The sequence below is a fragment of the Parafrankia sp. FMc2 genome (assembly GCF_041008525.1).
Classification (GTDB): domain Bacteria; phylum Actinomycetota; class Actinomycetes; order Frankiales; family Frankiaceae; genus Parafrankia.
This window is the reverse complement of the sequence record NZ_JBFLUG010000079.1, coordinates 1-13,088: the sequence shown is the minus strand read 5'-3', so window position 1 is coordinate 13,088 and position 13,088 is coordinate 1. Positions and strand designations below refer to the sequence as shown.

At 70.1% G+C, this 13,088-nt stretch carries 10 protein-coding genes, 2 pseudogenes and 1 riboswitch; of the genes and pseudogenes, 9 read left to right on the top strand and 3 right to left on the bottom strand.

Going from position 1 to position 13,088, the window contains the following annotated elements; translation table 11 throughout:
- Positions 1 to 64: 64 nt before the first annotated feature.
- Positions 65 to 1,111 (top strand): aldo/keto reductase, encoded by a 1,047-nt coding sequence (locus tag AB1460_RS23465; protein ID WP_368964133.1) that lies wholly within the window; start codon positions 65 to 67, stop codon positions 1,109 to 1,111.
- A gap of 54 nt (positions 1,112 to 1,165) precedes the next feature.
- Here AB1460_RS23465 and AB1460_RS23460 read toward each other — a convergent pair whose 3' ends face one another.
- On the bottom strand, positions 1,166 to 2,110 hold the full coding sequence (locus AB1460_RS23460; RefSeq protein WP_368964132.1) for an NAD(P)-dependent oxidoreductase: 945 nt from the start codon (positions 2,108 to 2,110) through the stop codon (positions 1,166 to 1,168).
- Positions 2,107 to 2,976, bottom strand: a complete 870-nt coding sequence (locus AB1460_RS23455; protein ID WP_368964130.1) for an NAD(P)-dependent oxidoreductase — start codon at positions 2,974 to 2,976, stop codon at positions 2,107 to 2,109. The genes AB1460_RS23460 and AB1460_RS23455 overlap by 4 nt, the downstream gene beginning before the upstream one ends.
- Positions 2,977 to 3,120: 144 nt before the next feature.
- Here AB1460_RS23455 and AB1460_RS23450 point away from each other — a divergent pair, with 144 nt between their 5' ends.
- Both AB1460_RS23450 and AB1460_RS23445 read left to right on the top strand, forming a co-directional pair.
- Positions 3,121 to 3,507, top strand: a complete 387-nt coding sequence (locus AB1460_RS23450) for a winged helix-turn-helix transcriptional regulator (RefSeq protein ID WP_368964129.1) — start codon at positions 3,121 to 3,123, stop codon at positions 3,505 to 3,507.
- Between the two features lie 67 nt (positions 3,508 to 3,574).
- Positions 3,575 to 3,901, top strand: coding sequence for a hypothetical protein (locus AB1460_RS23445; RefSeq protein ID WP_368964166.1), 327 nt, complete (start codon positions 3,575 to 3,577; stop codon positions 3,899 to 3,901).
- 27 nt (positions 3,902 to 3,928) lie between these two features.
- Here AB1460_RS23445 and AB1460_RS23440 read toward each other — a convergent pair.
- Positions 3,929 to 4,054 (bottom strand): annotated as a pseudogene (locus AB1460_RS23440) (dihydrodipicolinate reductase); the annotation flags it as partial.
- A gap of 370 nt (positions 4,055 to 4,424) precedes the next feature.
- On the opposite strand from AB1460_RS23440, the gene AB1460_RS23435 reads away from it, so the two are divergent.
- From AB1460_RS23435 to AB1460_RS23410, 6 genes and pseudogenes are all read left to right on the top strand, one after another.
- On the top strand, positions 4,425 to 5,240 hold the full coding sequence (locus AB1460_RS23435; RefSeq protein WP_368964128.1) for an SDR family NAD(P)-dependent oxidoreductase: 816 nt from the start codon (positions 4,425 to 4,427) through the stop codon (positions 5,238 to 5,240).
- 416 nt (positions 5,241 to 5,656) lie between these two features.
- The gene (locus AB1460_RS23430; RefSeq protein WP_368964126.1) at positions 5,657 to 7,405 is read left to right on the top strand and encodes a CocE/NonD family hydrolase; all 1,749 of its coding nucleotides are present in this window, start codon (positions 5,657 to 5,659) and stop codon (positions 7,403 to 7,405) included.
- A 209-nt stretch (positions 7,406 to 7,614) separates the two neighbouring features.
- Positions 7,615 to 7,730, top strand: a riboswitch (SAM riboswitch).
- Between the two features lie 160 nt (positions 7,731 to 7,890).
- On the top strand, positions 7,891 to 9,309 hold the full coding sequence (locus AB1460_RS23425; RefSeq protein ID WP_368964164.1) for an aminotransferase class V-fold PLP-dependent enzyme: 1,419 nt from the start codon (positions 7,891 to 7,893) through the stop codon (positions 9,307 to 9,309).
- Between the two features lie 172 nt (positions 9,310 to 9,481).
- Complete coding sequence (locus tag AB1460_RS23420; protein ID WP_368964125.1) at positions 9,482 to 9,817, top strand: YnfA family protein; 336 nt, start codon at positions 9,482 to 9,484, stop codon at positions 9,815 to 9,817.
- Positions 9,818 to 10,145: 328 nt separating this feature from the next.
- Positions 10,146 to 11,492, top strand: a complete 1,347-nt coding sequence (locus tag AB1460_RS23415) for a hypothetical protein (RefSeq protein ID WP_368964124.1) — start codon at positions 10,146 to 10,148, stop codon at positions 11,490 to 11,492.
- A 586-nt stretch (positions 11,493 to 12,078) separates the two neighbouring features.
- Positions 12,079 to 13,088: pseudogene (locus AB1460_RS23410) on the top strand (hypothetical protein); the annotation flags it as partial.

Genomic DNA, 13,088 nt, shown 5'->3' with positions numbered 1-13,088 from the left:
GACCCCTCGTTTTACTTGGTACGGTGCGGGAAGCCTACCTCGCGACGCATCCCCAGGAGCCCTCGTGCGCTACCAGACCTTCGGACGGCACACCGGCCTGCGGGTGTCGGAGTACGCGCTCGGGACCGCGAACTTCGGCACGGCCGACACCGGCGCCGGCCGGGACGGCTCGCGTCAGATCTTCGACGCCTTCGCCGCCGCCGGCGGCACGACGTTCGACACGTCCAACCTCTACCAGGACGGGCAGTCCGAGACCGTGCTCGGCGAGCTGCTCGGCAGTCGCCGGGACGACTTCGTCGTGATCACCAAGTACGGCGGGACGAGGCAGGACCAGCCCCGCCCTGGCACGACCGGCAACAGCCGCAAGACCATGATTCGGTCCCTGGAGGCCAGCCTGCGTCGACTGAACACGGACTATGTCGACGTCTTCATGCCGCACTTTCCCGACGGGACCACCCCGATCGACGAGATCCTGGCGGGGTTCGACGACCTGAGCCGCGCTGGGAAGATCCGGCACGGTGGACTGTCCAACTTTCCGGCCTGGCGGGTCGCCGGCGCCGCGGTCCGGGCGGACCTGCGCGGGCTCGCCCCGCTGGTCGGCATCCAGACCGAGTACAGCCTGGCCGAACGCTCCGCCGAGCGTGAACTGCTACCGATGGTGCAGGCCCATGGCCTGGGAGTTCTGCTGTACTCGCCGCTGGCCGGAGGTCTGCTCAGCGGCAAGTACCGGCAGGGTGGGAAAGGCCGGCTGAGCGTCCGCGGCGACGCCGTCGAGCGCACCGCTGCACAGCGTGCCGTCGTCGACGAGGTGTTGGCTGTCGCCGACGAGATCGGCAGCACCGCGGTCCAGGTCTCGCTGGCCTGGCTGCGTCGACGGGCCCTGGCGGCCCGGACCGCGCTGATCCCGATCGTCGGGCCTCGCACGCTGTCCCATCTCGAGCAGTACCTGCGCTCCCTCGAGCTGGAACTCGGCGAACAGCACTGTCGACGTCTTGACGAGATCAGCGCGGTCCGGCTGGGCACGCCGCACGAGGACGTCGCGGCAGCTCTGAGCCACGGCTTCGACGGCGACCGCACCCTGCTGCGGCCCCCGCACCTCCCCGTGATCTGAAAGGTGGTCAACACACGTGGTGATCTCGGCGAGGACCGCGGTTCTGGTCGTCGTTCAGTCGCCAGCTCTGAGCGTCTCGTAGAGAACGGTCCAGTTCTCGGTGCCGCGACCGGCGGCGATGGCTCTGTCGTAGTGTGCCTTGACGGCTCTCGGTAGCTGTGTGTCGATGCCCGCCCGCTCGCTCGTCCACACGATGTGGTCTGCTGTCGCGCCCATCATCTGTGCTGTGCTGAGGTCGCCGGGGTGCTCGCCGGCCTCCAGACGTCGGGCGAGGTCCGCTCCGTCTCCGATCATCGCCGGGATGGCGGTGAGGGTGGTCAGCGCACCGGGCAGGAAGTCGGCGGCCGGGACCCCGGCGGCGGTGACGAGCGCGGTCGCGTGGAGCAGGCTCGACAGCGCGGTGAGGAAGACGTCGAGGTGCGCCTGGTAGAAGAGCTGGGCCAGCCCCGGGTCCTCCCCGAGGTACCTGGGCTCGCCGATCAGCCCGAGCATCGGTTCGTGGACGTCGAACACCGCGCGCGGCCCGCTGTAGAACACATATGCCCCGGGGCCGCCCACCGCGGGCGCGGGCACCATCACGCCTCCGGTCACGAAGGTCGCGCCGTGTCCGGCTGCCCAGGCCGCCGCGCGCCGGGAGGCGTCGGGTGTATCCGAGCTGAGATTGACCAGGACCCTGCCGTCAAGTGCACCGGAGCCGCGAGGAACACCGGAGCCGTCAGGAACACCGGAGCGCCCCGGACTCTCGGCGACCGGGCCGAGGATGTCGTACATCGCCTGGTAGTCGGTGAGGCTGAGGATGGTCAGCTCACTGGAGGCGACCGCAGCCGCCGGGGTGGGTGCGAGCGTGGCGCCGCCGGCGACGAGGTCGTCGGCCCGCCGCGCGGTGCGGTTCCACACCGTCACCGGATGGCCGGACCGCAGCAGGGACGCGGCCATCGCCCGGCCCATCGGGCCAAGGCCGATGACCGTCACAGGGGGCAGGACGCCCTCGCCGCTCATCGGGTGTTCCTGAGCTCTTCGACGATGCGGGCGGTGCCCGCCCGACCGTGTCCGGCAGCGATCTGGCGGCGAACGATGTCGTGGACGGGCCGCAGCACATCGACCTGGACGCCCGCTTCGAGGCTGGCCGTCACCAGCGAGGCCAGTGCGGCTTCGGTGAACTCGAGGCTCTGCTGGCCCGCCCCGGCGTAGTCCCCGGCGTCCACCGTGGCGGCGAGACCGGCCAGCTGACCGGTCATGGCGGCGAGGAAAGGGGTCTGGCGTCGGGCGAACTCGGCAGCCGACACCCCCGCGGTGCCGACCATCGCCGCACCGTGCAGGAAGCCGGCGAACATCGTGTACATCCCGACGAGCATCGCCATGTCGCGGAGCGAGGCCATACCGGGGTCGGTCCCGAAGTAGTCGCTCTGCCCCCACAGATCGAGCAGTTTCCGGTTCTCCTCGAAGGCGGCCTCGGCACCGCTGTAGAAGATCACCGCGCCGGGGTGGCAGATCATCTCGGGTACGGCCATGATCGCGCCGTTCAGGTAGGTGACGCCGTGCTCTGTCGCCCAGGCCGCGAGCTCGCGGGCCTGGCCCGGTGTCGTCGTCGTCAGATTGATCATGGTGCGTCCGGCCAGGCTGGCGGCGACCGGATCGATCACAGCGTGCACGGACTGATGGTCGAGCAGGCACAGGATGATCGGCCCATCGCCGGTGATCGCGCTGTCCACGGTCCGGGCGACGACGGCGCCGCGCTCGCCGAGTGCCGCTGCCCTGCCCGGCGTGCGGTTCCACACCACGGAGGGTCGGCCGGCGTCGAGAGCGGCGGCGGCGAGCGCGCTGCCCATCTCGCCGAGGCCCAGGAAGGTCGTGCGGGTCGTCATGGATTGTCCCTCGCTCTGTTCGGCGGTCTGGCTGGCGTGCCGTACCGACCCTCCCTGTGAACCCTTCACACCGGCAAGTACCTACTATTTTGTTCAGTACTTACCTGGAGGTCAGTGTCCAGCTGGGGCGAGGTGGAGGTTCTGATGGTGACGAGTGCGCGGCGCGGTCCCTACGTCTGCGGCATCGATGCGGGTATGGACGTGGTGTCAGGGAAATGGAAGTCGCTGATCCTCTGGGAGCTGAACAACCACGGAACCCGGCGGTTCGGCGAACTGCGTCGCGGCCTTCCTGGCGTCAGCGAGAAAATGCTTGTCCAGCAGCTGCGCGAGATGGAGGAGGACGGCCTGGTCCACCGCGAGGTGTATCGCGAGGTCCCGCCCCGGGTCGAGTACTCCCTCACCGAGCACGGCACGTCACTCAACGACGCCCTTCGCTCGCTGGGGGAGTGGGGGAAACGACGCTGCGAACGCCTTGCCGTCGAGGGCGCACCCAGGTCCGCGGGCCCGACGATCAGGCCGTCACAGGCGTGAGCGTGCCGCTGGGTGGTAGGGACCGGACCGGTCGTGTCGGCTGAGGAGGTTCGTCATCGCCGTGGAGATGATCGCTCCCGCCTGGATGCATGAGCAGATCACGGCCGCGCAGTACGACTCGTGGTCCGAGGAGCAGTGCGCGGGCATCGAGATCGTGGCCGACATCGTCTCGCCAGGCTCCGAGTCCACCGACCGGTTCGTGAAGGCCGGCGAGTACGCGAGGGCCGGCATCACGTACTACTGGCGGATGGAGCAGCCCGCCGGCGGTGTCCCGCTCGTCCACACCCACGTCCTCGATCCGGCCACCAGGATCTACCGGGATGGCGACGTCCACGCTGGCGTGGTCACGGTGTCGGCCCCCTTTCCCGCGACGATCGACCTCTCCCAGCCGTAGAACATCGCTGAGGTCGCCCGAACACCGTCAGTTCCTGACGGTCAGCCGGGAGGCGACGGTCGGCAGATCGGCGTACGTGACGATGCCCGGCCGGGCGGCCACCACCGCGGGAATGGCGTTGACCACCGGCAGAGCGGTGATCATCGAGCCCATCGCGCTGATGGTTCTGAGGGACTCGCATGCCACGTTTCCCGCCGTCCGTCGCACGATCCGTAGCGGCTGGTTGGTGACTGTCGTTCCTGTTCCCCTCGGTCGGAGACCGAAAGTCTGCGGAGCCACACAGGCCGGGATGGGCGGCGGAGGCGCGGCCCTGGACAGCTGGCGTCGGGCTCGCTCCGCGGGTGCGCGGAGGCCGCTGGCCCGAGGCACGTGTTCGAGGAGAGACTGGGTCACCATCGCAGCCCTGACGAACCGCACGGGGTCTTCGGCGTCCTCGGCGCTTCGATGCTTCCGACGGCCTGCGTCGAGGCCGCGGCACGAAGGGTCCTCGCCGACCCTCCGACCAGCTGACAGGAGAACCAGGATGGAGACCGGACTGGCTGGTCGCACCGTGGTCGTCACCGGTGGCAACGCCAACATCGGCAGGGCGATCGCCCTCGCGTTCGCGGCCGAGGGGGCAGTCGTGGTCGTCGTCGGTCGGGATGAGGCGCAGGGCCGGCGCGTCTGCGAACAGCTGCGGGAGCAGGGCGCCGCGGATGTGCTCTGGCACGCTGCCGATGTCACCGACCGCGGCCAGGTCGGGGGCATGGTCGCCGCGGTGCAGGGACGCTTCGGCACGGTGGATGTGCTGGTGAACAACGTCGGTGGCAACGTTGACCTGGATGCGTTCGTCGACTCGGATCCGGCGACGTGGGAGCAGGACATCGCCGTGAACATCACGAGCACCCTGAACTGCACCCATGCTGTGCTTCCCGGGATGATCGCGAAGGAGGGCGGGCGGATCATCAATATCGGATCGACATCTGGAATTGTCGGCGACCCCCTGCTGGCGGTCTACTCGGCGATGAAGGGTGCGGTGCATGCGTTCACCAAGGTCCTCGCCAAGGAGGTCGGCAGGCAGGGCATCACCGTGAACGCGATCGCGCCCTACGGCACACCTCCGCAGAATCCCGGCGAAGAGGTCAGCACAGGTAGCCGTTGGCACCCGGACGGCGTCTTCGCGCGACTCGCCGCGACCCGCGGCGACGAGATGCACTCGATCGGCCGCAGGACTCTGCTGCAACGCCAGTTCGCCTTCCCCGCCGAGATCGGCGCCGCGGCCGTCTTTCTCGCCTCTGACGCCGCGGCGTTCATCACGGGCCAGGTCCTGTCCGTCGACGGTGGCACCCAGATCGCCTGAGGGCGCCGTCCGAGGCCTCGGTGCCTCGCCGGACAGAGGCCTCGCGCCGCGAGAAAAAGGCCATCGACTGGGTTCGGCGCGTTGGTGATGGCGCCCGGTGGAGGCACCATCGGGTGATTGTCCGGCCTGCTCGGCAGTCCTATGCTCTCGCCTGATCATGACAATCGGGCATGAGGTGTCAGATGAGGGAACTGGATTGAGTTCAGTGCTGCGATCTGAGCGGGCGGGGGCGGTTATAGCAGAAAAGGAAACGGATGCCTAGGAAACGTCGGCGAGGCGTACGACGATCCCGGGCGGCCGGGCGCACCGGGGCCGTTCTGGCGGTCACAGCCGCCATGGTGATGGCATTGGCGGGCTGCTTACCCTCGGGCGGCGGCGAGGGCCCGGGCGCAGTACCCGGGGTCATGTCCGCGCCCTTGTCGAGCACCACCCGGGCCTGGTGGGGTTACACCCGGGAGGCGACCTTCGCGTCGACGCGCTCCACCGTGTCGGTGTCTGTCACGGACGGCACCGCGCTCGACTGCTCGCTGCTGCGGCCGGCGACGAACGGCGCACCTGCCGAGGGGAAGTTCCCCGGTCTGGTGGTCGAGTTCACGCCCTACGCGGAGCTTCGAACCTCCTATGAGGGCGAGGCGGAGTACTTCGTGACCCGGGGTTACAACACCCTGATCTGCAACGTCCGCGGCACCGGCAGGTCCGGGGGCACCTGGCAGAACGCGGGGTCGGCGCAGGATCAGAAGGACGCCCGCGACCTGGTCGAGTGGCTGGCGGTCCAGCCGTTCTCCGACGGTCGGATCGGCATGTTCGGGGAGAGCTACGGCGGCCAGACAAGCTACGGCGCGGCCATCGAGCAGGCGCCGCACCTGGTGGCCGTCGCTCCGCTCCAGTCGCCGGCCAGCCTCTACGACGACGTGATCTACCCCGGCGGCATCAAGACCACCGAGAACGGCGCGATCGACAACTGGCCGCCCACCGCCCAGTTCCTGAGCCAGGGCCGCATCGACGCCGCCGCCGAGTACGCCACCAACCGCCAGCATCCGACCTTCGACGACTACTGGCAGAGCCGGTCCTTCGCCGGCAGGTATGACCGGATCAAGGTGCCTGTACTCGCCATGGGAGGTTGGATCGACGGCTACTTCCGTTCCGGCGCTCTGGCCAACATCGAAGGCGCCCTCGACCGCACCTGGGCTGTCTACGGCCCGTGGCCGCACCGCTCGCCGATCGCCTTCCCCGGTTGCACCGGGCTCTGCGACCCGACGGGTCTCGCCCCCGGCCTGCTGCTCGCCTGGTTCGACCACTGGGTGAAGAAGCTGCCCGCCGTCCCCATTCCGCCCAGGCCGATATTTGTCAGCTATGAGCGGCCCGACGCCGGTGGTGCCGGCTGGCGCGAGATCGTGAACTACAGCCCCCGCAACACCGTGGGCACCCGAACCCTTTCTCTCACCGGCGAGGGCACTCTGTCGGAACAGGGCACCGGCCAGGGCACGGGTTCAGGTGCGGGTGCGGGTGCGGGCGGTGCGTCATCCGCTCCGGCGGAATCCGCCGGGTCGCCGACCTTTCACCAGCCGGCCGACCCCACGGCTCCCGGGGGCTCGGTCACCTTCCGGACTGCGCCGTTGACCGAGCCGAGGGCCATCTTCGGTCATCCGACACTGCGCCTACGCGCCTCGCTGTCAGGTAGCGACGCGAATCTTTATGTGGAACTCCTCGACGTGGCCGCGGACGGGACGACCACGCTGGTGAATGACGGGTTCCTCCGGGCGAGTCACCGGGAGTCGCACACGTCGCCGACTCCGGTGGCGGTCGGCGCGGTCACGACGTTCGAGATCGGAATCCGTGCGAACCACTACCAGTTCGCCGCCGGCCACCGCGTCGCCGTCCGGATCTCGGGGGGCGCGGCCAACGCGCTGACACCGAACGCCACGCCGGTCGACGTCACCATCGTCACCGGCGCGGAAGGATCCGTCCTGCGGCTGCCGACCATCCCCCCGGCCTCCGCGACGCCGTCCGCGACGCCGTCCGCGACGCCGTCCGCGACGCCGTCCGCGACGCCGTCCGCGACGCCGTCCGCGACGCCGTCCGCGACGCCGTCCGCGACGCCGTCCGCGACGCCGTCCGCGACGCCGTCCGCGTCGATTCCGACAACCACAGCACCAACGGCCTGACCCGGCCGGACAGAGATCTGCCGGCCCGCACGCCTGATCACTGCAGGCGTGCGGGCCGGCAGGTGCAGCGTCCGTCCCGCTTTCTCGATGGTTCTGGTAGGGAAAGCGCGGCGAGAGAGGTATAGTGTTCGCGCATCTGCGTCGCCGACGGTGACTGTAGGTGCCGCTGCGCGCTTTCGTTGTAAGCGCGTCGCGCACGTGTTCGACCAGGTCAAGAGTGCCAGCGTCAAGTCCGGGCTTGCTGGCCGGCAACCCTCCTCCGCGGCGGGGTGCCCCCGGTTGTGACCAGGCCGTGTCGGGGTGTCCGGCTCGGCAAGTGCGGACCCTCGCCGGGGTCCGATGGACCCGAAGGAGCCACGGCCGTGCCCTCTGTTCAGCCTGCGCTGGATCAGGCCACTTCCGGGATCACCGTCCCGCTCGCTCGCCGAAACCCATCAGACCGGCCCATCCTGTCGGGATCGTCAGCCCCGCCCCCTGCTCCGCACCTGTCGGGCCCGGGGCGGGAGGCGTTGCTGCCCGTCGTCGGAGGCGACCTGGAGGTGCCGCTGGTCGGCGGGGGACGGGCCCGCCACACCAACCTCGACTACGCGGCGAGCGCCCCGAGCCTCGTCACCGTCGCGGAACAGGTCGCGCAGCTGTTGCCGTACTCGGCGAGTGTGCACCGCGGCGCCGGCTTCGGCTCGCAGGTGTGCACCGCCGTGTATGAAGGCGCGCGGGCGGAGGTCGGACGTTTCCTGGGTGCCCGGCGCGACGACGCCGTGGTGTTCACCCGCAACACCACCGACGCGGTGAACCTGCTCGCGCACTGCGTGGGGCATGCGGCCGGTCGGGCCGCCCGGGTGGTGGTCCTGGACCTGGAACATCACGCGAACCTGCTGCCGTGGTCTGCGGTGCGGCGCCGGGTGGTGGCCGCCCGCCCGACTCCGGAGGAGACCCTCGACGCGCTCGCCACCGAGCTGCGCGCCGAGCCGACCGCGCTGCTGGCGGTGACGGGAGCCTCCAACGTGACCGGGGAGCGGCTCCCGCTCGCCCGCCTCGCCGCACTTGCCCATGCCGCGGGGGCCCGGCTGTTCGTGGACGCGGCCCAGCTGGCTCCGCACCGCCGGATCGACCTGGCCGGCCTCGACGTGGACTACCTCGCGCTGTCGGGCCACAAGCTCTACGCACCGTTCGGTGCCGGGGCGCTTGTCGGCCGGCGTGACTGGCTCGACGCGGCGCCCCCCTACCTGGCCGGTGGGGGTGCGGTGCGGGACGTCACCGTGACCTCGGTGGCCTGGGCTGACGCCCCCGCGCGGCACGAGGCGGGCACTCCGAACCTGCCTGGTGCGGTCGCGCTCGCCGCCGCCTGCCGCGCGCTGGGGGCGCTGCCGGCGGACGCTCTCGTCGAGCACGACGAAGCGCTGCGACACAGGCTGGTGCAGGGTCTCGCCGGCCTGCCCGACCTCCGCGTCCTGTCCCGTTGGCCCGCCGCCACGGGCATCTCCGGTACCGGTACCACCGCCACGGGCACCCCCGACACCGGCGTCGGCGCCCCGGTCGGGGTCGTGACCTTCACGTTCGCCGGGGACCGCGCAGCGGGTGCCGCGACGGACCTCGCCGCTGCCTACCTCGCCGCCGAGCACGGCATCAGCCTGTGCGCCGGCCGGTTCTGCGCGCACCCGCTGCTCGACCAGCTGGGTGCGCCTGCCGGGGCGTTGCGGGCCAGCGTCGGTGTCGGTTCTTCCGTTGCGGACGTGGACCGGCTCATCGAGGCCCTCGACCTGTTCCTGACGTCCGGGCCGCGTTGGCGTTACGCCCTGGGCCCCGGTGGCTGGGCGCCGACCCCGGACGACCGCCTGCGCCCGGACTGGGCGGCTTCCGTCCCGGCCTCGCCCGGTCTGGCCGCATCGCCCTGCGGCACCTGACCGGAGCCCCTGCGCGAGCAGCGCGCCCGACTGCCCTTTCGGGCGTCAGCCGGGATGGTTACCGTCGTGGTGCCCGTGCCGCCCGTGCCGCCCGTGCCGCCCGCGCTGGACGTCCGGCTGTCCGGGCATCGTGGGATCGGCACCGTCCGCCGTCTGCCGAAGGAGCATGCCTGTGACTGTCGTCCGCTCCCTCGCGCTCTTCACGGTCGCCGCCCTGTTCGAGATCGGGGGGGCGTGGCTGGTGTGGCAGGGCGTGCGTGAGCATCGTGGCCTGCTGTGGGTCGGTGCCGGCGTGATCGCGCTCGGTCTGTACGGGTTCGCGGCGACGCTGCAGCCGGACGGCGAGTTCGGACGCATCCTGGCCGCGTACGGGGGAGTCTTCGTCGCGGGCTCGATCGCCTGGGGGATGGTCGCCGACGGCTATCGCCCGGACCGGCTGGACGTCGTCGGCGCCGCGGTGTGCCTTGCCGGCATGGCGATCATCATGTTCGCTCCGCGCGGCGGCTGACCACCACTGCGACCGGGCCTGTGCCGTCGGCCGGAAGCAGGGAGTCGAAAACGAGGCGGCTGTCGCGTGGACCGTGCACTCCCGCAGTCACGCGGAGAACATGCTCCCGTGGCCATTGAATTCCGGCGCGTGCCTGATCGGGGGCCGTTCCTGTCGGCTGCTCGACATAGTTGTCCCCGATACGGTCGTTGCCTGACGCCGACATTCTGTTGAATCCGTGGAACCCCGATTTTCTGCGACGTTGACATTTCTCGAAGGCGAGCGGAAAGTCGCCCCATTGGATTCCCGCCTGATCGTGGCGGGTGTTCGGGGATTGGATGGTCGCATCATGAGCATGCAGGTTCCGAAGGAGCGCTGGTGGTGTGGTTCGTGGCGGGCCAGGCGGGTGACACGCCGGCTGATCGCCCGCCTCGGTGAGGACAGTGACGGGTCTTCGCTCCGGGAGCTGGTCGCGGTCGCCTCCCGGCCGCGCGGGAAGGCGGCGCCGCTGGCTCACGCAGCCCTTGAAGAGGCATGCGAAGCCGATCCCGCCATCGTCGCCGAGCTGATCGGTGCATGGGTGTCCGGCTGGTTCTCCACGGCGGGCCGAAGGTACGTCATCGGTCATCTCCTGGCTTCCGTGCCAGCTGGGCACCATGGACCGAAGCCTCGGGTGGTGGCTTTTCTGGACGAGACGAGAAACCTCCGGACGGGCGGTGACGGCCACGACGTGAGGGTGGCGGAGCGTGCGTGTCGGGCCCTTGCCCAGGAGCTGTCGGAGCGGAGGAGATGGTCGCGGGAACTCGCCGTCGTCTTCGCGTCGACCGATCATCCCGGGCTGCTCGAGGCGCTCGTCCAGTGCTGGCTGGAGAAGCGCTACTCGGACTCGGGTGATGTGCTTCTCGAGGCGATCAGGAGGAACCCGAACCTTCCTCGGTCAACCGGCGAGAACCCCGCTGTGGCGATCATCAGGAATCGGCTCGATCTCCTGGATGTCACCGAATGGCAGACGGTCGACGTCATGCTGGACTGTATCGAGGACCGATCGCTGCCCGGCCTGGGCGAGGAGTGTCGGCGGTTGCTGTTGCGGCTGCCTCCGGGCGCCGCTCGGGACTACCTGTGCCGACGGGCACGGAGGAGCCCGGCGGGGCGTGCCGTGATGCGGGAGGCGGGCTGGCTTCCCAGCGACACCGAGGAGCGGCTGCTCTTCTTCTTCCTCAAGCGTGACCTGCGCTCGTACGCGGGCATGGATCCCGATGGCCGGCTCCTGCGCATTGCGTACCGGCGTTCCGACCCCCTGACACAGTCAACGATCAGGCAGCTCGTCCGGGAGCTGGATACCGCGCGCATCCAGCCCGCCTGTGCAGGCTCAGCGGGATCCGAAGACGCGGGCAGGCCGGGAACGGCGGTGCCCACAGAGGACGCCGAGCGGGACTGGGCCGGATTCGTGACCTTCGATCTCGGTGATTTCTCCGCCGATGTCGGCTGCGGAGCGGCCAGGGCTTTCGCCGCACCCGGCCGCCGTACCCGGCCCCGCACTCGCACCGGGCCCGGCCGGGGCGGGCGCAAGCGTCGTGGCGGCCGCGGATTCGTTACGGATGGCGGATGCGGGAGCGATTCCGCGGGGGAGCAGGTACGCAAATATGGCTGCGGACATGAAGAGAGCGGGTGTGGCGGCGGGTGTGGCGGCCTATGAGGGTTGGTTGGGCTGGCGGCGGTGCCCCCAGCGTGTGCTGCCGAGGAAATCCGTCGCTGTCCACCGATCCGTCGCACGCCCTGATGTCAGGTACTCGACATAGTTGTCCGCGACAGGATCGGTGATCGAAGCGGAAGGATCGGGACCACGGGACCCCGATAATTTGCGACGTTGACAAATGCGGGGAGCGGGTGGAAAGTCGCGACATCGCACTTTCCGGCTGATTGCCGCCGGCGTTCTCTGATTGGATGGTCGCATCATGGGGTTGCGGGTTCCGGAGGAGCAGCAGCGGTGGGGGTCGTGGCGGGCGGAGCGGGTAACGCGGAGACTGATCGACCAGTTCGAGCAGGATCGCGACAGGTCGTCGCTCCGGGAGCTTGTCGCGGTTGCCTCCCGACCGAGAGGGAAGGCGGCACCGCTGGCTCGCGCGGCGCTGGAAGCGGCCTGTGAGGGTGATCCGGGCCTCATCACCGCCCTGATTCATGAATGGGTGTCCGGTCGTTTCTCGGCTGCGAGTCGACGTTGCGTCGTAGCCCTGCTCCTGGTATCTGCTCCGGCCGCGAGCCACGAACCGAAGGTCCGGGTCGTGGCTTTTCTGGATGAAACATCCAACCTCCGTCTGGACGGTGACGGCCGCCGCAGCGTGACGACGGCGGAGCTGAGGGAGCGAACGCCCCGTGCGCTGGCTCAGGAGCTGTCGGAGCAGGGCGGGTGGTCACAGGACCTCGCCGCCGTGTTCGCCGCGACTGACCACCCCGCGCTGCTGGCGGCTCTCGTCCAGTGCTGGCTGGAGAAGCGCGGCTCGGGTTCGGGTAACACGCACCTGAGGGCGATAGCGAACAATCCGAACCTTCCCCGGGCGGTGGGCGAGAATCCGATGGTCGCGGTTCTCAAGGGCCGGCCGGACACGCTCGATCCGACTGAGTGGCAGACGGCCGACGTCCTGCTGGAAGGTGCCGGTAATCCACTGCTCCCCGGCCAGGCGGAGGAATGCCGGCGGCTGCTGCTGCAGCTTCCTCCAGGCGCGGCCCGGGAACATCTGTGCCGGCTGGCGCGGAACAGCGCACCCGCACTGGCGGTGGTGCGCCAGGCGGGCTGGTATCCCGAGGACGAGGCGGAGCGGCTGCTCTTCTACTTCCTCACCAGGGATCTGCGGTCCTACGCGGCCAGGGATCCTGATGGCCGCCTGCTGCGGGATGCCTACCGGCGTTCCGATGTCTCGACGCAGGCGGCGATCAGAAGGGTCGTGCGTGAGCTGGCCGCCGCACGCACCAGCGCCGCCGGAGTGGGTTCACGAACCGCTGGAGACGTGGGCGGCTCGGGTGACGCGGCGCACGGAGGGGGCCTCGAACGAGGCTGGCACGGCTTCGTCACCTTCGATCTCGTCGGCTTCTCCGCCGACGTCGGCTGCGGAGCGGCTCCGGTCCCCGTTGCTTCGTTCCGCGGCACCCGCTCCGGGTCCAGGCGGCGAGGCGGTGGGCTCGGAAACGGTGGAATCGGCGCAGGATGGGCCGCGTTCGGCGGCGGCTGCGGAAGCGCAGGCGGGTGTGGCGGAAGCGCAGGCGGGTGTGGCGGAGGCGGAGGCGGGTGCGGTGG

Coding starts and splice junctions, on each gene's coding strand:
- AB1460_RS23445 (WP_368964166.1), top strand. CDS start 3,575: ATGATCGCTCCCGCCTGGATGCATGAGCAGATCACGGCCGCGCAGTAC.
- AB1460_RS23450 (WP_368964129.1), top strand. CDS start 3,121: ATGGTGACGAGTGCGCGGCGCGGTCCCTACGTCTGCGGCATCGATGCG.
- AB1460_RS23460 (WP_368964132.1), bottom strand. CDS start 2,110: ATGAGCGGCGAGGGCGTCCTGCCCCCTGTGACGGTCATCGGCCTTGGC.
- AB1460_RS23455 (WP_368964130.1), bottom strand. CDS start 2,976: ATGACGACCCGCACGACCTTCCTGGGCCTCGGCGAGATGGGCAGCGCG.
- AB1460_RS23435 (WP_368964128.1), top strand. CDS start 4,425: ATGGAGACCGGACTGGCTGGTCGCACCGTGGTCGTCACCGGTGGCAAC.
- AB1460_RS23415 (WP_368964124.1), top strand. CDS start 10,146: ATGAGCATGCAGGTTCCGAAGGAGCGCTGGTGGTGTGGTTCGTGGCGG.